This window comes from Bacteroidales bacterium (assembly GCA_017521245.1).
Classification (GTDB): domain Bacteria; phylum Bacteroidota; class Bacteroidia; order Bacteroidales; family G3-4614; genus Caccoplasma_A.
This window is the reverse complement of sequence record JAFXDI010000001.1, coordinates 44,609-64,698: the sequence shown is the minus strand read 5'-3', so window position 1 is coordinate 64,698 and position 20,090 is coordinate 44,609. Positions and strand designations below refer to the sequence as shown.

Here is a 20,090-nt window from a genome sequence, read left to right as displayed (position 1 = left end):
TTTTGATATTTAACCTAAGGTGAGTTGTGCAGTCTATTCTTAATCAAACATTCCCTCCATTATCTCCTCCTCAACTTTGGTCTCCTCTGTAATTGTTGCTGTTATTGAAGATTCTTCCAAATCTCCTTCTCCACATACATCCTGATACTCTTCTGGAACTTCAAAATCTAAATCTTGCGAATATCCAAGTGTTTGATCGGCATATACCTTTTGCATAAATAGTCCGTATATTGGAAGTGCCATTGATGCTCCTTGTCCAACCGACATACGGTCAAAGTGTATTGAGCGATCCTCTCCTCCTACCCATACTCCTGCTGAAAGTTCAGGAGTGAATGCCATAAACCAACCATCGGAATTATTGTTTGTGGTTCCTGTTTTACCTCCCATAGGTGCGGTTATTCCGTACTTATATCTCATTCTAACACCTGTTCCCTCGTTTACTACGTCTTTTAATATTGATAACATTTTGTAGTAGGCTTGTTGACTTACTACCTCTGTCATATTTGGAGTAAAGGTTGATATTACATTCCCAAAATTATCTTCAATTCGTGTTACATACATGGGGTCGACACGAATTCCTGCATTTGAGAATGCTGTATATGCTGTAACCATCTCCTCAACTGACACTTCGGCTGGTCCTAAACATAGTGCCACAACGGGATCAATGTAGTTACGTATTCCGAATGAGTGCATAAGTGTTGCCAACGCCTGTGGAGAAAGCTGATTCATTAGCCATGCTGATATCCAGTTGTTTGAGGTTGTCAGTCCCCATCGGAGTGTAACATCTTCGCCCACTCTCTTGTCGGATGCGTTGCGTGGTGCCCATACATCACCTGTATATTTATCTACTATATAGGGTTGTACGTTTGGTGCAAGGTCACATGGTGTGAAGCCTTCCTCCATTGCCAAAGTGTACAGGAAGGGTTTTACGGTTGAGCCTACTTGACGGCGACCTACCGATGCCATATCGTATTGGAAATATCGGAAATCCACTCCTCCAACGTATGCTTTTACGTGTCCGTTCTTAGAGTTTAATACCATAAATCCTGTGTGTAGGAATGATTTATAGTAACGAATTGAGTCCATTGGCGTCATTGTTGTATCAACAACTCCATGCAATGTATATACTTGCATATCGCAAGGTGTCTTAAATGCGGCGTCTATCTCTTTGTCTGATTTACCCGCTCTTTTCATTGTAAGGTAACGGTCGCTTTGCTTTTTGCTACGCTCTAATATAGACTCTACCTCCTCAAGGGTTACATCTTCAGAGAAGGGTGCATTCTTCTTACCTCGTAACTCTTTAAAAAACTCTCGTTGCAAATAGCCTCCAATATGCTCTTTTACTGCCTCTTCGGCATACGCCTGCATTCGAGAATCGAGAGTAGTATAAATCTTTAATCCATCGGTATATATATCATACTTAGAGCCATCGGGCTTTCTGTTTTTTTCACACCATCCATATAGTGGATTTGTTGCCCACGCTATTGAGTCATCAACATATTGTTGGCGTTGCCATCCTCTGTAATTTGAGCGTTTAGGTTCTTTGGCTGTTAACATTAAACGCAGCTTCTCTCTAAAGTATGGCGCTGTTCCCTCTTTGTGATCTACTTTTCGGAACTTTAATGTCAGGGGTATTTTACTTAATGAGTCGCACTCTGCTTCGGTTATATATCCTGCTTTACACATTTGTGAGAGTACTACATTTCTACGTCCCTCTGTCTTCTCCTTTCGGCGAACTGGGTTGTATAGTGCTGGATTCTTTAACATTCCCACAAGCATTGCCGCCTCCTCAATTTTTAAATTATTGGGTGTAGTGCTGAAATATACTGATGCGGCCGATTGTATTCCTACGGCATTATACAAGAAATCGAATTTGTTAAAGTACATTTTTATAATCTCTTTCTTGGTATAGAATCGCTCCAATTTTAGGGCAATTACCCACTCTATCGGTTTTTGAAAAAGACGTTCTAATTTATTGTCGGCACTGGGCGAATATAGTTGCTTTGCCAACTGTTGTGTTATAGTACTTCCTCCGCCTGCTGTTCCAACTCCAAGAACTCCTTTTACAACTGCTCTCGCCAATGCACGAAGGTCAATTCCTGAATGGTTATAAAAACGTATATCCTCAGTTGCTATTAAAGCATTTATTAGATTGGGAGATATATCTTGATACTCAACATATACTCTGTTTCCTTGACTTTGATGATAGTTTCCTATCACTTTCAAATCGGCAGAGTATATCTCAGTTGCAAATTTATCTTTTGGATTTTCCAACTCCTCAATAGGGGGCATATATCCAATTTTTCCGTTAGATATAAGCACAAAGATTAGTGTAACAGCAAGTATTGCTACTACAAATAATATCCACAATGCTCCTATTACCTTATTTTCTATTTTTCTATTTTTAATAATTCCCATTTCTAAATCTGTTTTAGGATTATCCTATTGGAGACAAACATAGCGTCTATGTTCGCAGTAGTTTATATTTCGCAAAGATAATCTTTTTTTTTAGTTGAAGGTGTCAATATTGTTTAAAACTGACCTTTTATTTACAAGAAAAAATTTTTTATATCTCATTTTAATATTTTTGTTAAGGATGTTACAATAAGTCTGTTTTTTTTTATAGTTTTGTAATGAGGAATGTTGTGTATCTGTAACATTTTGCAACACACTCATTATTAACGATTTAATTTTTTACATTGCTTCTTTTATGAAAAGTGAGAGTTTGGTCTCTATTACCGACTACTCCAAAGAGGAGATTTTAGAGGTATTGGAGAGTGCAAGACATTTTGAAGAGAATCCCAATCAAAAGATTTTGGAAGGAAAAGTTGTTGCCACTCTGTTTTTTGAGCCTTCAACAAGAACACGTTTGAGTTTTGAAACTGCAGTAACTCGTCTGGGAGGTAGAATTATTGGTTTTTCCGATGCCTCTACTACAAGTTCTACTAAAGGCGAAACATTGAACGATACTATTAAGATGGTCAGCAACTATGTTGATTTAATTATTATGCGTCACTATTTGGATGGCGCAGCGAGGTACGCCTCTGAGGTTTCGGACAAACCTATAATCAACGCAGGTGATGGTGCTAATCAACACCCATCTCAAACAATGCTCGACCTCTACTCTATCTACAAAACTCAAGGAACGTTAGAAGGTTTGAATATTACTATGGTGGGAGACTTGAAATATGGCCGCACCGTACACTCACTAATTATGGCAATGTCACACTTTAATCCGACATTCCACTTTGTTGCTCCCGATGAACTTAAAATACCCGATGACTACAAAAAATTCTGCGAGTCAAAAGGCATAAAGTATTATGAGCATACTGAGTTCTCGCAAGAGGTTATAAATAATGCCGACATACTATATATGACTCGTGTTCAACGCGAACGCTTTACCGACCTTATGGTTTATGAGAAGGTTAAAGATGTATATGTTCTTAAGAACAGTATGTTGGATAACTCAAAAGAAAATTTGAGAATTCTTCACCCACTTCCACGCGTGAACGAGATTGCATACGACGTTGACAACAATCCAAAAGCATACTACTTTCAACAAGCTAAAAACGGAGTATATGCACGTCAGGCTATAATTTGTAAAGTATTGGGTATTAAAATTTAATTGCTATGACTGAATTGAAAAAAGAGTTGAAGGTTGCCGCTTTAGAAAACGGAACTGTTATTGATCATATTCCTTCAGATAAACTTTTTAAAGTTGTTGAAATTCTTAACCTTTCAGAGTTAGATAAAGCTATTACTATTGGCAATAACTTTACAAGCAAACAGATTGGCAAGAAGGGTATTATTAAAATTGCAGACTACTTTTTTAAAGAGGAAGATATTAACAGAATTGCGATTGTTGCCCCTAAGGCAAAAATCAATATAATTAGAAATTACGAAGTTACTGAGAAGTATAAGGTTGAACTTCCTGATGAATTGAGAGATATTATTAAATGCAACAATCCTAAGTGCATAACAAACAACGAGCCTATGCACACTGTTTTTTATATTCAAGACAAAGAAAACATTAGGGTTAAATGTAAATATTGCGAACAGGTTGTAACTTTTGAGGATATCAAACTTGCATAATCTGCTGTCAGTTGTTAGTTAACGAACATACGTTCGTTGAATCTGCTCACGCTCGGCAAAGTTTAAGTAAACTTATTTTGCCCTCGCTTAACCGCAGATTTGTTAGTTGTTAGTAAAGTATTAATAATTCCTCATTCCTTATTTAAATAAAGATGCACGTTGCTTGGAAACCCGGAACAATGATATATCCTTTACCGGCAGCTCTTGTAAGTTGCGGTAGTTCTCCTGAGGAGTACAATATGCTTACGGTTGCATGGGTAGGTACAATATGCACCAATCCCGCAATGTGCTACATATCTGTTCGTCCCGAACGACACTCATACCCTATCATTGAAAAAAACAGAGCCTTTGTCATAAACCTCACTACTGAAGCAATGGCAAAGGCTGTTGATTTATGCGGTGTTAAGAGTGGTAAAGATTGCGATAAATGGTCTCTTACCGGTTTTACGCCTATCGCTTCGGAAGTTGTTGATGCTCCCTACATTAAAGAATCGCCTTTATGTATTGAGTGTAAAGTGGAGCAAATTATAAAATTAGGCTCACACGATATGTTTATTGCCAAAGTTATTCAAGTATTGGCTGATGATAAATATCTGAACCCAGAAAACGAAAAGTTTGAGTTAGAGAAGGCTAATCTTTTAGCATACTCACATGGCCACTACTACGGATTGGGTAAAGAGATTGGTAAATTTGGTTGGTCGGTAATGAAAAAAAAGAAGAAAAAATGAGAATTATTTTAATTATAATATCGCTTTTTATAGCATTACCTCAAACCTTTGCTCAAGAGAAAAAGACAAAGGATAGCAAAAAGTTTAACTATGGTGTTTCTCTATCGGCAAATGCTCCTTTTGTACACGACAGAAAAACTTTAGTCAACAACATAGTGGTAAGCAAACCTTCAAACGAAACTAAAATGGCTGGTAGTATATCGCTATTCGGCAGGGTTAATTTAAAAAATCACTATTTACAATTAGAGGCAGGAACTTCGGTTATAAGAGATGTTGTTACTATGGATATTAAAGAGTTTGGGTATTCAAGTAACCTAAATATTGATTCAAAGAATTTTGCACTTACCCTTGACATTCCACTCATATATGGATACAACTTTATTAAACGCGATAAATATGAGTTATCTTTATTTGTTGGTCCTAAATTAAGATATACTTACTTAAACAAAGAGGATATAAATAACCCAGAGAATATAACATTCAATCTTAACGAAGATATAAACCCTATTACCGCATGTGTAATTATTGGTATGGGAACAAAAATTTCGAGAGTTCTAATTGACTTTAGATATGAATTTGGAATAACCGAACACAACAAACCTGGAACATTCTCATTATACGAAAATAGTGTTTTGATTTCGGAAGGTACATTTTATGCTAAAAGAAGTATAAATTTGTTGAGTTTTTCTTTAGGAGTTATTTTGTAAGTAGTAACTTATTGAGTAACTTTGCAACTCATTTCAATCCCTACTGTTTTGGGGATGTTGAATAAAACAGATTTTTTTTAAAAACATATCATATTTTATGGAAAGAGATAACAAAATCTTTGACATTATCAAGAGAGAGAGAGAACGCCAAATGAAGGGTATCGAACTTATTGCTTCGGAAAACTTCGTTAGCGAGCAAGTAATGGAGGCTATGGGTTCATGCCTTACTAACAAATACGCCGAAGGTTATCCCGGAAAAAGATACTACGGTGGTTGCGAGGTTGTAGATGAATCGGAGCAACTTGCTATTGACAGAATTAAACAACTTTATGGTGCTGAATGGGCAAACGTTCAACCACACTCAGGAGCTCAAGCAAACATGGCTGTATTTATGGCATGTATGAATCCCGGAGACAAATTCTTAGGTTTAAACCTTTCTCATGGTGGACACCTTTCACATGGTTCTCCAGTAAACTTCTCAGGACTTGTATTCCAAGCATTGGAGTATGGTGTTAAAGAGGATACCGGATATGTTGATTATGATATGATGGAGGAGGTTGCTCTTCGCGAACGTCCAAAATTGCTTATTGGAGGTGCTTCGGCTTACTCTCGCGAATGGGATTACGCTCGTATGCGTGAGATAGCAGATAAGATTGGAGCTATATTTATGGTTGATATGGCTCACCCTGCTGGTCTTATTGCTGCCGGCTTATTAGAGAACCCTCTTAAATATGCTCACATTGTAACTTCAACAACTCACAAAACACTTCGCGGACCTCGCGGCGGTATCATCTTGTTAGGAAAAGATTTTGACAACCCATGGGGCAAAACAACTCCTAAAGGTGAGATTCGCAAAATGTCATCGTTGTTAGACTCTGCGGTATTCCCCGGAGTACAAGGTGGTCCTCTTGAGCATGTTATTGCAGCAAAAGCAGTAGCATTTGGCGAGGCTCTTACTCCTTCATACAAAGAGTACCAAACTCAAGTTAAAAAGAATGCTGCTTGTATGGCCAACGCTTTTGTTGAGAAAGGATACAAAATTATTTCGGGCGGAACAGACAACCACTGTATGTTGATTGACCTTCGTACTAAATTCCCTGAACTTACAGGTAAAGTTGCAGAGAAAGTTCTTGTTGCTGCAGATATTACAGTAAACAAAAATATGGTACCTTTCGACAGCCGTTCTCCATTCCAGACTTCGGGTATTCGCGTAGGAACTCCTGCTATTACTACTCGCGGTGCTAAAGAGGACTTAATGGTTAAGATTGTTGACCTTATTGACCAAGTATTGGCTAACCCCGAAAGCGAAGCGGTTATTAAAGCCGTTAGAGAAGAGGTAAACAAAACAATGAAAGATTACCCTCTATTCGCTTACTAATATAGAGTATGACTACTAAAGAAATCCGCACGAGAAAACAAAGTGCGGATTTTTTAGCGTTATAACATATCTTATTAATACTACTCTTTTGAAAGAGTTTTAGGCTAAATAGTTACATTTTTTAAGCAAATTACTATTTATTAAATTATATAATTATGTTTACAAGTTTTAAAGGATTTGATCTTATTGACAAATACCAAAAGGCTAAAAAGGCAAAAAAGGATAACAAAAAAAGCAACAACGCCAAACTTATCAAGATTTTGTTTGTTGTTGCTGTTTCTCTTATCTTATGGTTCTTGCCTTCTGACAGTTTTGGTATCGAGAATTTAACAGCAATTGAGCAACGAGTTATTGCTATTTTTGCATTTGCAGTGTTGATGTGGATTTTAGAGGCTATTCCCTCTTGGGCTACATCTATGATGGTTGTTGTATTATTGCTTGTAACTTGCTCTGACGGAGGATTAGATTTCCTTACCGAAGGAGGGGATGCAGCAGTAATTGGGAAAACAATCAAATACAAATCGTTGATGGCATGTTTTGCTGACCCAATCATTATGCTATTTATTGGTGGATTTGTATTGGCTATTGCAGCAACTAAGAGCGGTTTGGACTCTGTATTGGCAAAAGCATTACTTAAACCTTTTGGAACTCAATCAAAATTTGTTCTTCTTGGTTTCTTGTTGGTAACAGCAATATTCTCAATGTTCTTGAGTAACACTGCTACTGCCGCTATGATGCTTACTTTCCTTACTCCTGTATTGAAAGCTCTTCCTGCTGATGGTAAAGGTAAAATTGCATTGGCTATGGCTATACCTGTTGCTGCTAACATTGGTGGTATTGGAACTCCTATTGGAACTCCTCCAAATGCTATCGCTCTTAAAGCCTTAAACACTTCAATTGAGGATGGAGGTTTAGGATTAAACATTGGTTTTGGTGACTGGATGATGTTTATGCTACCCTTCACTCTTCTTTTAATCTTCATTGGTTGGTTTATCTTGGTTAAGATGTTCCCATTCAAGGCTAAAACTATTGAGCTTGATATTAAAGGTGAGAACAAAAAAGATTGGCGTTCAACTCTTGTAAAAATTACATTCATTGTTACAATCTTATTGTGGATGACTGATAAAGTAACTGGATTGAATGCAAACGTTGTAGCAATGATTCCTGTTGGAGTTTTCTGTGCAACTGGTATTATTACTCGTAACGACCTATCAGAAATCAACTGGAGTGTTCTTTGGATGGTTGCAGGAGGTTTTGCTCTTGGTGTTGCGCTTAACGAAAGTGGATTGGCTGCTCACATGATAAACTCTATTCCTTTTGATTCATGGGCTCCATTGTTGGTAATCATTGGCTCAGGATTAATCTGCTACCTACTATCAAACTTCATCTCAAATACTGCAACTGCAGCATTGTTGGTTCCAATTTTGGCAGTTATTGGAAAAGGTATGGGTAGCGCTCTTGCTCCTCTTGGTGGTGTTTCGGCACTATTAATAGGTATTGCAATAGCAGCATCGTTAGCTATGATATTACCAATTAGTACGCCTCCTAACGCATTGGCTCACGCAACTGGAATGATTGAGCAAAAAGATATGGTTAAGACTGGCATTATAATGGGTGTTATAGGATTAATCTTAGGATACACAATGCTTATCATTCTTGGATCATTCGGAATTATTTAATAGAAGTTATTAGATAATAAAAAACAACCCCCAAATTTGGGGGTTGTTTTTTTATAGTAGTAACTAATTATTTAGAGAGGGTGCAACTTAATTAAGAGTTACTGCTTTGTACTCATAGCCGAGTCGATTGAGTTCAATTGCAGCACCTATGCGGAAGAGTACTTTACAGGCACGAGAGAATGTATGAAATGCCATTATTGATTGAGGCTCTATTCCACTGTGTTGTATTTGCGATAGTGTGTAGTCTCCTACTATACGCATAATATCTTTGATGCGATCTGCTTCTGCACTTGCTTGAGGTACTCCCATAATATTAAAAAGGATATTATCATCCATATCATCAAATCCACGAGAGCCATAAAATTCTGGATAAGTCATCTTGTTACACTTTTCCCAATCGGTATGCCACATATTTGCTACTCCCATACCTAAATAAGCTGCCCAAACTAATGCTACTGTTGGGTATTGTGCTATCTCCTTAACAGCATCTGCCATATATTCGGGTGCAAAATCGTGCCAACGTTGTTCTATATCGGCACTCTCAAGCAGTGTTCCTGATAGCATACCATTTGTTGTAGATATTTTCAAAAGGTTATTTTGTAGAGATGTCTCAAAACTGTTTAAAAATTCGTAGTCCATATATTTTTGTTTTAATATATTAGCAAAATGTTTATTGCTTATAAAAAAAGCGACAAGGTTTCTTGTCGCTTTATGGTGATCGAGCTGGGATTCGAACCCAGGACCCACAGCTTAGAAGGCTGTTGCTCTATCCAGCTGAGCTACCCGACCGACCTTATTATGGCTATACCTTTCAGTATTGCGACCGCAAAGGTAGTAACTTTATTTTAATTATGCAATTTTTTGAGGCCTTTCGTTATTGCTTTTCCTAAAATAGTAATCAATTCTTAAAAAGAGCAATTAGTTATATACTCTTAACTGATTATTTCTAAAATTCTCTTCCCGACATTGGTGCTTTGTCTGATCCTCGCGGTTTATATCCTCCTGATAGTGTTGGTTCCCAAGGATTACCATGTTGGTCATGCAAATCTGTTCCATTCCTTTGCAATTCAAAGGTTTTTCCTAAATCAGGATCCCATACTTTGATTATATCACTTGATGCTACTACTCCATTACCAAATGGATTTGATATAGTTTCTATTATCATTGACAATCCTCCTGCAAAGAACATAAAAAGTAATATAAGGAATAAGACTAACCACACTGCTGCTATACCTATAAATCCTGCTAACAGATTCATCATAAAGATAAATATTACATACATTACCCGACGGTTTGTATTATAAGTATATAGACACGCTCCGTAAGTTAGCACTATTGGCATATAGCAGAGTATTGCTGCGCTTGCTCTTGAATCTTCAAATCCTACCAATGCTGCAATCAATCCGTTTATCAATGATAGGAGTAGAAAGCGTCCGCTATACGCTACATATTTGTCATCAGAGTCATCTATTTGAAGTATCTTACACTCCATTTTTGGATATACAAATATTATCACTACTCCTAATATACATAGTGGTAGTGCTACTTTAAAGAATGATGAATCGAACAGGAGCATTGAGTCAAATCCGGCTTGGGGTATTAACTCAAATATAAAGTGTATTGCTATACATATTACAGATACTATCAACAACGCTTTTGTGGGTGAGTAAGGGCGTTGCATAACAGATGTTTTATCTACCTCTATATTTTCATATTTCTTTTTAGAAAATAGTATTGTTCCTTTATGCATAAGAAATGCTACTACCAATGCGTACGGAATAAAGGTATATAATCCTGCATCGTAACTCCACAATTTTATTCCTAAAAGGATATAGAATAACGGTAATACCATTGCGTATCTTAGTGTTTTTAGCAGTTCAATATGTTTTAGTGTTGCCTCTACTCTATCTATTGCCCTATTCAAGTTGTAGGCACTTAGCCAGATTGGTATTGACGATATGAGCATAGTCAAGTATGTGAATTTCTCGAACGCTATAAATATTTGATAATTTATAAATGCTGTTACATATAGCGAGAGTGCATAAATGGTTATTGCTCTGGTTAAATATCTACTTATTCCTTTTTCATACAGTTCGTTATAACGATAATACAGCACTAATGGTATAATCATAAAGAATGCTCCCCATGACCAACTTGGGACTGCCATTGCTGATAAAAGACCAAAAAACATTCCAACCCCCATCACTAAATAGAAGAATACTCCCAAATGCTTGTATATAATTTCTACTATTTTATCCAACAACTTTATCATAATATATTTTTTAGTTTTTATAATACTCCTGTTTACTTATCCTCGCTTTTAATCACAATCTAACTGGCGAATTACTATTGCTCGGGTTGTTGTTCCTGGCAACTCACCATCGTTGGTGGCTTTAAATATTTGGTTACGATTTACACCATAGTGCAATAGTTGGTCTATTGCTCGGTTTGCTCGCGCGTTGCGTAAGCGAATATTAATATCTTTTGAACCTGTTTCATTATCGGCATATCCGCACACTTCGAATGTATATTTTGGATTTGCTTTTATTATCTCGGCTGCTGCTTTTAGTTTTGCTCTGTTCTCTTTTGTCAACTCCGAAACTCCTATCTTATACTCTAATATGGCAATTATGCGAGTGTTGTTCTCTCTCTCAATATATTTGTACTCAACTTGTGGTTGTTGCGATGATAGACGTGTTCTTAAATTTTGATTACTCTCTTTTAGTTGTGCATTTGCTTGTTCAAGGCTGTCGTTTAGTGCAGAAAGATTTGCACATAGTGTTTGATAGTTCTCTAAATCTGCCGAGCGGTCTTCTACGATTTTTGCTTTTGCATATCCGCGTGGTTTGAATTTATAGGTTAGAGATATTCCTGCCGATGCAGTCAGGTCGCCTCTACCAAAGAGGTCTTGCCCATCGAACGCATTTGAAAGATAACCTGCTCTGAGATCAATATTAAAATCAACTTGCTCCGATAAGCGAAATTTGTTTTGTAATCCTACGTTAAATGCTGGAGAGAGGATTATTCTTTCGCCTCCTCTGTTTAACTCCTCCTCTACGTTTGCTCCATTGTTTACATACACACCACCTCCAAGCGAGAGTATCATATCATACACTCTGTTCTCTTTTGCTTTGCCTAATGAGTTTAGCAAACTTATCATAATACTAATGTTAGGATTGAATGTTACATAGTGTTGATATTGATAGTTATCAACATTATCCTCATTATGAAGTCTGTTCCAATATTTATGAGTTTGAATAAAGTTTGCCGATTCGTTCTTGTATGCTGCTCCAAAATACTCTGAAGCGTTTAATTCCATTTTAAAACCAACACATGGGGTAAACCACTTTCCAAAATTAAAGCTTCCACCCCATCCTATTCGGTCAATAAAATCGAGTTGAGCATCAATCTGTCCCATATAGAGGTTTGCATTTGCTCCAGCCTCAATAAACCAATTTCGTTTACCTTTTTCATAAACTAATTGCGAGGTATCTTGCCCTATTGCAAATGATGCACCTGAGGTTACCAACATTATGATTATAACAGAAAAAAACTTTTTCATCATATCAATTACCTTTGGTTAAAAATAGAGTTACTGACTACATATTCTTGCAGTGTTGCAAATATACGAATAAACGAGCAAGAAATATAAAACTTGTTTTAATATTTTTTACTGCGAATGAAAGTATATTCGCTGATTCAGCAAATATACAAAATATTGTTTATTTACAATAGTTTATAATCGCTTTATCGTTTTGTGAAACATCTTTTACACAAAAAACATTAAAGTATAACCGAATTGTTAATTTGAGTAGTTAAAATTAATTAATACTATTGCATATTAATATTCATTGTTTTAGATTTGCAAAATAGGAGAGAATTTAACAACTAATTATATATGAATATGAGAAAAGTTTTACTTACGTTTTTAACGCTGTTGCTGACAACAACAGCATTTTCGCAATCGGGTAAGTTTTTAACTCTTGACGGAACAAGTCAGTATATGAGAATACCCAACCACGCCGATTTTAATATTGGGCAGAACGAGAGTTTTACCGTAACTGCATGGTTTAAGGTTGCAAGTTACGAATCAAATGTTTCGGCCGCACAACGTTATATCTCAAAACGTTGTATGGAGGGTGTATCGGGTGAGAATACAAGCGGTTATGAATTATGGGGAGCATTAAACGGTAATGCTTCTTCTGGATTTTTTGCTAACAATGCTCCCGGTCCAAACTCAACAGCACACACCAATTCAATGAGTGTATGGTCAACCTCTGGAGGCTCGTTAAATACATGGTTTCACGTTGCTTTTGTAGTTGATCGTTCGGCAGGAAAAATGTATCTCTATCACAACGGCACACAAGTTGGTACATCTGGAACAAAAAACATCTCTCCATGGTATGTAAACAACGATTTTGATGTGTATATTGGTGCTGGATTATTAAACGCCTCAACAGTTTCATACTTCCTTGATGGGGCTGCGGATAATGTTCGTTTCTACAAAAAGGCTTTGAGTGCAACTGAAATTGCTAACGATAAAAACAGCAACACCATAGCTGCTACAACAGAAGGACTTGTTGCTGCATACGACTTTGAGAATATGACAGAGACCTCTGTCCCTGACATTAGTGGCAACGGACATAATGGTGTTTTGGTTGGATATTCTTCAGCAGGAGCAATTTCGAATGTTGTTCTTTTAGGTGACCCCAACTTTACAGGACGTGGAAATATTGCCGAGCCTATTGTTAGAGCAAAAGTTTCGGTAACTGGTGAGACTGCATCATTAAGTAGCATCAACGTTAATATGGAGGGTACAACTGATATTGCCGACATTACTGCTATAAAGGTATATTCAACAGGAACAACCGAGTTGTTTAATCCTAAAAAAACTTCGCAATATACTCTATTGGGAACAGCAACTCCTGCTGAGGGAGATATTGAAATTCCTTTAAGTGGAACACTTTCTGTTGGAACAAACTACCTATGGGTAACATACGATATTTCAGAGACAGCAACAGAAGGTAACCTTGCTGATGTAAGTGTTAACTCTATTTCATATTCAGCAAACTCAACATTTAATGTATCTACTCCTGCATCGGAAGGGGCAAGAGAGATTTTATTGAAGAGAGTATTGATTTACTCTCCCGGCGATTACTCATCAAAGAACTATCGTATTCCTGCCATTGTAACAGCTCATGACGGTTCGTTGGTTATTGCTACTGATAAACGCAAGAATAACCAAAACGACCTTCCTGATGATATTGATGTTCTTATTAACCGCAGTACAGATGGCGGTAAGACTTGGAGCGAGCCTTTGACTATTGCTCAAGGTACTGGCTACGGAGCTGGTTTTGGTGATGCAGGATTGGCAAGAACAAACGAAGAGAACGGCTTGATTTGCGTATTTGTGGGAGGTAAAGGTTTCTTTGGAGGAACACCAACCGACCCCAACCGAACATATATATGTAAGAGTAACGATAACGGACAATCATGGACAGCACCAATAGATATTACTCCACAACTATTTGGTAGTGAGTGTAGCGATCCTGTTCGCAGAAATTGGAACGCTTCGTTCTGTGCTTCAGGTGCAGGATTATTAACTCGTGATGGAACAATTTGCTTTGTGGCGGCAGTTCGTGAAACAAGTGATTCGAGTGTTGGTTCAGTATCGAACTACGTATATTATTCAGAGGATAATGGAGTAACTTGGAAGGTTTCAAGTGTATGTAAACCAAATAACGGAAACGAGGCAAAAATAGTTGAACTGAACGATGGCAGTTGGCTGGTAAGTATCCGCAACCAAAGCAAAGGCTCTCGTTACTACACAATTTCAAAAGACCGCGGACAGACTTGGAGCGAAGTTAAACTTTGGAACGAAATGTATGAGCCCGGATGTAACGGAGATTTAATTCGCTATACTTCTACAAAGGATGGATATGATCGCAACCGTTTGTTGCACTCTGTTCCATTCGATGCAGTATCTCGTAAAAATATGAGTGTATTCATAAGTTACGATGAGGGCGAGAGTTGGAGCGTTCACAAAACTATCTGCCCCGGAAATGGAGCATATTCTTCAATATGTATCTTGCCTGATGGAACAATTGGCGTATATACTGAAGAGGATTATATGACTCCGGATATGTCGACCTTCTTCCTTAACTTTACTTTGGATTGGTTAACTGATGGTGAAGATACATACTCCCTTCCCGATGGTTCTGAGTTAACCAACAAGCCTGTGTTTGTAACCGAAAGTGGAACTACATTTACAGAAGAGAGTGCTGTTATAAAATTTGAGTCGGTAGCTCGTAATACCAAAATATATTACACAACTGACGGAACAATACCTACAATAGAGTCTGAGAGATATACTTCAGAAGGAATAACCATTACAGAAAGCACAACCATCAAAGCCTTTGCAGTAGCAACAGGTAAACGTGGAAGTGATATAGTTACAGCTCGTTACTTCTTTCCTGATTATTGTAAAGATGAAAATCGCAGTTCAAGAACTGACCGTTATTTGAGATCTGTTCAATTCTCAGGAACTTTAACTCCTTTCAATAGTGGAACAATTGAGTCGGGCGCTCACGATGTATATTCTGACAGAACAGATTTAATTATTGAGGCTATACCCGGTGCTACCCTTACTCCAACTTTAGATTGGGTAGGATTATGGATGTGCGGATATATACATATTGATTATGATTGTGACAAAGAGTTTAATCAAACATTAAATGTAAACGGAACAAATGGCGGAGAGGTTGTTTCGTACAACTATTACGAGGGTTATAATAGTATAGGAACCTCAATAAGTAGCGGAAGAGACTTTTCACAACTTCCAGCATTTACACTTCCTTACAATATTGATGAAGGCGACTATCGTTTACGCGTAAAGATTGACTGGAACTCATTAGACGCATGCGGAAACCCAACTCAATCAATTGCGGCAAACGGAGGTAGCCAAGTTGATATGACACTTCGTATTACATATCCAACAAGTATTGAGGAGAACAATGCAGATGAAGCAAAAGTGTATGCATCGGCAGGAGCAATCAATATTTACGGTTATAGTGGAGAGGTTAAAGTTATAAATACAACAGGTCAAATTGTAAAAGATGTTACCATAAAAGACAATGAGCAAATTGAGGTTAACAAAGGCATCTACCTTGTTGTACTTAACGGAAGAAGTGAAAAAGTTATAGTTGAATAATTTTAGTTGTTAGTTGTCAACTAATAGTTATCAGTTATTAGATATCAGTAAAAAGCGACAGAGTTCTGTCGCTTTTTGTGTGCAATTTTTATACAAAAAAATAAAATAGACACCCTTTGTGCCATAATATAGCATATTACGAATACTATCTTTGCGGTAAGCTAAGAAATTACTAACAATCTGTTTGCAAAAAAACAAATAATAGTCAGCTCTATTCAAAAGTTATTTTTATTGTAATAGTTGGTTGAATTTAGAGATTTTTAGTAACTTTGCTTAGTTAAGCATAACAAACTAAAGAGAAAGATATATTTCAATACCTACTATATTAAACATAGAAAATTTGCAATGACAGTAAATAATGGCAAACCTCATATTTTTACTCTCTTAGATTTAGGATTAAATAAATCTGGAGATTATCAATTGTATGATGAAAGCTGTATCAATGAGGATAATTCTTTCATTAAATTTGACACACAAGTAGCCATTGTTACCCATTATTTACATACGCAAGGAACCCCGTTTGAAAGACCGTATATTGAGAAGGCAAAGAAATTTATTGATTTATGGACTAATTCTGAAAAACTAAAAAATTATATACAAAACGATATTGCAAGCGAATCTCCGTTTCAAACATATTTATTCAAAGATGTTTTTAATATCCCATTTCCATGTCCCGAAATTCCTAAATTCACATTTATAGATTTATTTGCGGGAATTGGAGGCTTTCGTGTTGCTATGCAAAACCTTGGAGGAAAATGTGTTTTTTCTTCTGAATGGGATAATGCTGCCCAACGAACATATTTTACTAATTATGGAGAAATACCATTTGGAGATATTACATCTGAAGAAACTAAATCATACATTCCTGACAATTTCGATATATTATGCGCAGGATTTCCTTGTCAAGCATTTTCAATTGCAGGATATCGAAAAGGATTTGAGGATACACGGGGAACACTATTTTTTGATGTAGCAGAAATTATCCGCAGAAAAAGACCTAAAGCGGTTTTCCTTGAAAATGTTAAGAATTTATGCTCGCACGATAATGGTAAAACATTTGAAATTATAAAAAATACACTTGAAGGATTAGGGTATATCGTATTCTTTAAAGTGATGAATGCAATGGAATATGCTAATATTCCACAAAATAGAGAACGTATTTTTATTATTTGTTTTGATCCTGAACAAATTCCTAATTATGATAAATTCTCTTTTCCAGAAAAGAAGAATTTAACAAAAACAATACATGATTGTATAGACTACGATGTTTCTGATGCTGAATATTTCTACACAGATAAAATGAAACATTATGAAGAATTAGTAAGATCCATCAAATCAAGGGATACGATATATCAATGGAGAAGACAATATGTAAGAGAAAATAAAAACAATGTATGTCCTACTCTTACAGCAAATATGGGTACAGGGGGACATAATGTTCCTTTAATATTAACTAATAAAGGTATTCGGAAATTAACACCTAAAGAATGCCTTAATTTTCAAGGTTTTCCTGATAGTTATTACTTTCCTTCTATTATAGCAAAGTCTTCAATGTATAAACAAGCAGGAAATTCTGTTGTTGTTCCTTTAATTCAAAGAGTATGCAAACAAGTAATTTCTCTAATTTAGAAGAATTCTTAAAAGGATGGAATTCTAACGAAAAATATTTTGAAATGCTAGGTCTTATGGCACGTCTTTCAAAATTATTTTCAGAAAACGATGTTCCTTATTTAGATTACCGTTTAACCGAGAATCTTTTTTGTAAATATTATAATGCCGTAAATGATGCTCGTTCATGCACTGCATACGATGCTCGTTTTTCAAGACTAGGGATAGGAATAAAAACATTTATATTAAAAAACAATACTTCAATAGAAAAAATTGCAGAGTTCAATAAATTAAGACCTTATTTAGCAGATCTTAAAGGAAAGGATCTTGCATATAAATTAGCAGAATTCAGAAATGAACGTATGCGGTTCGCGGATGACACTTTTAATGTAAATGAATCTCAATACCACATCATTGGACGATGTTCTGGACTATTGCGAGTTTTTAATGTTCCATACGAACGAATAAATATTGACAAAATTACTCATATATCGGATAATGGTACTAGCCTTTCATTCGAGGATGATAAAAACTTTTATACTTTCAACAGGAGTAAAACCGTTTTAATGAAACGCTTTGTTGTTCCGGAAGTATATCGAGACATACCTGTTGACATATTTTCAGATCCATTGACATTGCTAGAAAAATTATTAACTGACAAATCTATTGATATTTTCAAACCTATCGTTAAAGGTTCGGACTATGTAATTCTTCCATTATATAGCACTAAACAAAAAGGTGAAGTACCTCAAAAAAGTGGTCTCAACCAGTGGAACGCAGGAGGTCGTAAAAGAAATGCTAATGAGGTGTATATTCATGTACCATCTCAAATACATATATTGTATCCTAATTTTTTTCCTAAAAGAGATGAACCTTTTGAGTTGCAACTTCCAGATGGTAAGAAGTTATCAGCAAAGATATGTCAAGATGGAGGGAAAGCCCTAATGTCTAATCCTAATTCTGATTTAGGAGAATGGATATTACGAAAGATATTAAAGAAGAAAGAAGGCTCTCTTGTTACAAAATTAGACCTTGATACATTTGGATTTGATAGCATTATGGTTATAAATAGTCATAACGTAAATGACGATGGTTTAAAAATATATAGATTAGAATTTGCAGAAGATCAAGATAATTACCAAGAATTTATAGAATAGATATTGTATTACTAAAAAGAATAGAGATACAAACAACTGACAACATCATTCAAAAGTTATTTTTATTGTAATAGTTGGTTGATTAGTTACAATTATTATAAATAAACGCTAATTTTGTTTCAAATATTTATTAAATGTGTAGGGTTTTGAAAATAATTGATAATTTTATTAATGTTTTTGTGGAAATTTGTTTGAAATAACACCTTTTATCACTATCTTCGCAGAGTTAAAAATTTAAGCACAAAAAAATAGTAACAATATAGTAAAAATGACAGAGATGATTTCAGCACGTTTAAATGCTCTTTCGCCTTCGGAAACTTTGGCGATGTCACAAAAAAGTGCAGAGTTGAAGGCTCAAGGAGTTGATGTGATTAATTTGAGTGTAGGTGAACCAGACTTTTTTACTCCCGAACATATAAAACAGGCAGCCAAAGAGGCTATCGATAATAACTTCTCTTTCTATTCTCCTGTTCCCGGATATATGGATTTGCGTAAAGCAATTTCTGAGAAACTTAAGAGAGAGAATAATCTAACATACGCACCCGAGCAGATTGTTGTTTCAAACGGAGCAAAGCAATCGGTTTGTAACGTGGTGATGTGTATTGTTGATAAGGATGATGAGGTTATCATTCCTACTCCTGCATGGGTTAGTTACGTGGAGATGGTGAAACTTGCTGAGGGTAAAAGTGTTCTTGTTAACGCTGGTATTGAGCAAGATTTCAAAATAACTGCTGAGCAATTGGAGGCTGCTATTACTCCTAAAACTAAAGCTATTATTCTTTGCTCTCCTTCAAACCCAACCGGTAGTGTTTATACTAAAGAGGAGTTGGCATCACTTGCAGCTGTTTTAGAGAAATATCCTCGCATTGTGGTTATTGCTGATGAAATTTATGAGCATATCAACTACGTTGGTAAACACGAAAGTATTGCTCAATTCCCAGAGATTGCAGACCGCGTTGCTGTTATCAATGGTGTTTCAAAAGCATACGCTATGACTGGTTGGCGTATTGGTTTTGTTGCTGCTCCCCTTTGGCTGGCTAAGGCTTGTAACAAACTTCAAGGTCAATATACTTCAGGACCTTCTTCAATAGCACAAAAGGCATCTGTGGCTGCTTTTGCTGGTCCTCAAGATTGTGTTGAGGAGATGCGTAAAGCGTTTGAGCGTAGGCGTAACTTGGTTGTTGAGCTTGCAAAAGAGATACCCGGATTTGAGGTTAATATTCCTCAAGGTGCTTTCTACCTGTTCCCAAAGGTTAGTTCGTTCTTTGGCAAGAGCGATGGCGAACGTACTATAAATGATGCAGTAGATTTGGCTATGTACCTACTTGAAGTAGGACACGTTGCAACTGTAGGAGGTAAGGCATTTGGTGCTCCTGAGTATCTTCGTTTCTCTTACGCTACTTCGGACGAGAATATTGTTGAGGCTATGCGTAGAATCAAAGAGACTCTTGCCCGATTGAAATAGTATTTAAATAATTGATATTAAAAACTCTCTAACCAATAGTTAGGGAGTTTTTTTATGAAAGTAGTA

General features: G+C 36.4%; 14 protein-coding genes and 1 tRNA gene. 10 read left to right on the top strand and 5 right to left on the bottom strand.

Translation table 11 applies throughout. The features are described 5' to 3' along the window. Positions 1 to 39 precede the first annotated feature (39 nt). Positions 40 to 2,418 carry a transglycosylase domain-containing protein gene (locus tag IKK64_00270; protein MBR4118495.1) on the bottom strand — a complete coding sequence of 793 codons (2,379 nt, stop codon included), beginning with the start codon at positions 2,416 to 2,418 and terminating at the stop codon, positions 40 to 42. Between the two features lie 292 nt (positions 2,419 to 2,710). On the opposite strand from IKK64_00270, the gene pyrB reads away from it, so the two are divergent. From pyrB to IKK64_00240, 6 genes are all read left to right on the top strand, one after another. Next, positions 2,711 to 3,625 carry an aspartate carbamoyltransferase gene (gene pyrB, locus IKK64_00265; GenBank protein ID MBR4118494.1) on the top strand — a complete coding sequence of 305 codons (915 nt, stop codon included), beginning with the start codon at positions 2,711 to 2,713 and terminating at the stop codon, positions 3,623 to 3,625. A gap of 5 nt (positions 3,626 to 3,630) precedes the next feature. Next, entirely contained in the window at positions 3,631 to 4,092 is a 462-nt protein-coding gene (locus IKK64_00260; GenBank protein ID MBR4118493.1) for an aspartate carbamoyltransferase regulatory subunit, read from the top strand. A gap of 152 nt (positions 4,093 to 4,244) precedes the next feature. Further along, positions 4,245 to 4,820: a flavin reductase family protein gene (locus tag IKK64_00255; GenBank protein ID MBR4118492.1), complete on the top strand. Its 576-nt coding sequence runs from the start codon at positions 4,245 to 4,247 to the stop codon at positions 4,818 to 4,820. Then, on the top strand, positions 4,817 to 5,527 hold the full coding sequence (locus IKK64_00250) for a PorT family protein (protein MBR4118491.1): 711 nt from the start codon (positions 4,817 to 4,819) through the stop codon (positions 5,525 to 5,527). The genes IKK64_00255 and IKK64_00250 overlap by 4 nt, the downstream gene beginning before the upstream one ends. A 97-nt stretch (positions 5,528 to 5,624) precedes the next feature. Continuing rightward, the gene (locus tag IKK64_00245; GenBank protein MBR4118490.1) at positions 5,625 to 6,905 is read left to right on the top strand and encodes a serine hydroxymethyltransferase; all 1,281 of its coding nucleotides are present in this window, start codon (positions 5,625 to 5,627) and stop codon (positions 6,903 to 6,905) included. Positions 6,906 to 7,060: 155 nt separating this feature from the next. After that, entirely contained in the window at positions 7,061 to 8,584 is a 1,524-nt protein-coding gene (locus tag IKK64_00240; protein ID MBR4118489.1) for an SLC13/DASS family transporter, read from the top strand. 87 nt (positions 8,585 to 8,671) lie between these two features. Here IKK64_00240 and IKK64_00235 read toward each other — a convergent pair whose 3' ends face one another. From IKK64_00235 to IKK64_00220, 4 genes are all read right to left on the bottom strand, one after another. Further along, entirely contained in the window at positions 8,672 to 9,223 is a 552-nt protein-coding gene (locus IKK64_00235) for a hypothetical protein (protein MBR4118488.1), read from the bottom strand. 73 nt (positions 9,224 to 9,296) lie between these two features. Then, a tRNA-Arg gene (locus IKK64_00230) sits at positions 9,297 to 9,373 on the bottom strand. A 157-nt stretch (positions 9,374 to 9,530) separates the two neighbouring features. Continuing rightward, on the bottom strand, positions 9,531 to 10,856 hold the full coding sequence (locus IKK64_00225; protein ID MBR4118487.1) for a hypothetical protein: 1,326 nt from the start codon (positions 10,854 to 10,856) through the stop codon (positions 9,531 to 9,533). A 48-nt stretch (positions 10,857 to 10,904) separates the two neighbouring features. Next, positions 10,905 to 12,149, bottom strand: a complete 1,245-nt coding sequence (locus IKK64_00220; GenBank protein MBR4118486.1) for an OmpA family protein — start codon at positions 12,147 to 12,149, stop codon at positions 10,905 to 10,907. Between the two features lie 339 nt (positions 12,150 to 12,488). Between IKK64_00220 and IKK64_00215 the strand changes: the two genes are divergently transcribed. The 4 genes from IKK64_00215 (at position 12,489) to IKK64_00200 (ending at position 20,024) form a co-directional block, all read left to right on the top strand. Further along, a complete protein-coding gene (locus IKK64_00215; GenBank protein MBR4118485.1) occupies positions 12,489 to 15,794 on the top strand; it encodes an exo-alpha-sialidase in 3,306 nt (1,101 codons plus the stop codon). A 345-nt stretch (positions 15,795 to 16,139) separates the two neighbouring features. After that, complete coding sequence (locus tag IKK64_00210) at positions 16,140 to 17,423, top strand: DNA cytosine methyltransferase (protein MBR4118484.1); 1,284 nt, start codon at positions 16,140 to 16,142, stop codon at positions 17,421 to 17,423. Continuing rightward, on the top strand, positions 17,396 to 18,559 hold the full coding sequence (locus IKK64_00205) for an NgoFVII family restriction endonuclease (protein MBR4118483.1): 1,164 nt from the start codon (positions 17,396 to 17,398) through the stop codon (positions 18,557 to 18,559). Before IKK64_00210 ends, IKK64_00205 begins: the two co-directional genes overlap by 28 nt. A 277-nt stretch (positions 18,560 to 18,836) precedes the next feature. Further along, the gene (locus tag IKK64_00200) at positions 18,837 to 20,024 is read left to right on the top strand and encodes a pyridoxal phosphate-dependent aminotransferase (protein MBR4118482.1); all 1,188 of its coding nucleotides are present in this window, start codon (positions 18,837 to 18,839) and stop codon (positions 20,022 to 20,024) included. The last annotated feature ends 66 nt before the right edge of the window (positions 20,025 to 20,090 follow it).

What these genes read in the sequence shown, in the direction of transcription:
- IKK64_00270 (MBR4118495.1), bottom strand. Translation starts at nt 2,418, where the DNA reads ATGGGAATTATTAAAAATAGAAAAATAGAAAATAAGGTAATAGGAGCA.
- pyrB (MBR4118494.1), top strand. Translation starts at nt 2,711, where the DNA reads ATGAAAAGTGAGAGTTTGGTCTCTATTACCGACTACTCCAAAGAGGAG.
- IKK64_00260 (MBR4118493.1), top strand. Translation starts at nt 3,631, where the DNA reads ATGACTGAATTGAAAAAAGAGTTGAAGGTTGCCGCTTTAGAAAACGGA.
- IKK64_00255 (MBR4118492.1), top strand. Translation starts at nt 4,245, where the DNA reads ATGCACGTTGCTTGGAAACCCGGAACAATGATATATCCTTTACCGGCA.
- IKK64_00250 (MBR4118491.1), top strand. Translation starts at nt 4,817, where the DNA reads ATGAGAATTATTTTAATTATAATATCGCTTTTTATAGCATTACCTCAA.
- IKK64_00245 (MBR4118490.1), top strand. Translation starts at nt 5,625, where the DNA reads ATGGAAAGAGATAACAAAATCTTTGACATTATCAAGAGAGAGAGAGAA.
- IKK64_00240 (MBR4118489.1), top strand. Translation starts at nt 7,061, where the DNA reads ATGTTTACAAGTTTTAAAGGATTTGATCTTATTGACAAATACCAAAAG.
- IKK64_00235 (MBR4118488.1), bottom strand. Translation starts at nt 9,223, where the DNA reads ATGGACTACGAATTTTTAAACAGTTTTGAGACATCTCTACAAAATAAC.
- IKK64_00225 (MBR4118487.1), bottom strand. Translation starts at nt 10,856, where the DNA reads ATGATAAAGTTGTTGGATAAAATAGTAGAAATTATATACAAGCATTTG.
- IKK64_00220 (MBR4118486.1), bottom strand. Translation starts at nt 12,149, where the DNA reads ATGATGAAAAAGTTTTTTTCTGTTATAATCATAATGTTGGTAACCTCA.
- IKK64_00215 (MBR4118485.1), top strand. Translation starts at nt 12,489, where the DNA reads ATGAGAAAAGTTTTACTTACGTTTTTAACGCTGTTGCTGACAACAACA.
- IKK64_00210 (MBR4118484.1), top strand. Translation starts at nt 16,140, where the DNA reads ATGACAGTAAATAATGGCAAACCTCATATTTTTACTCTCTTAGATTTA.
- IKK64_00205 (MBR4118483.1), top strand. Translation starts at nt 17,396, where the DNA reads ATGCAAACAAGTAATTTCTCTAATTTAGAAGAATTCTTAAAAGGATGG.
- IKK64_00200 (MBR4118482.1), top strand. Translation starts at nt 18,837, where the DNA reads ATGATTTCAGCACGTTTAAATGCTCTTTCGCCTTCGGAAACTTTGGCG.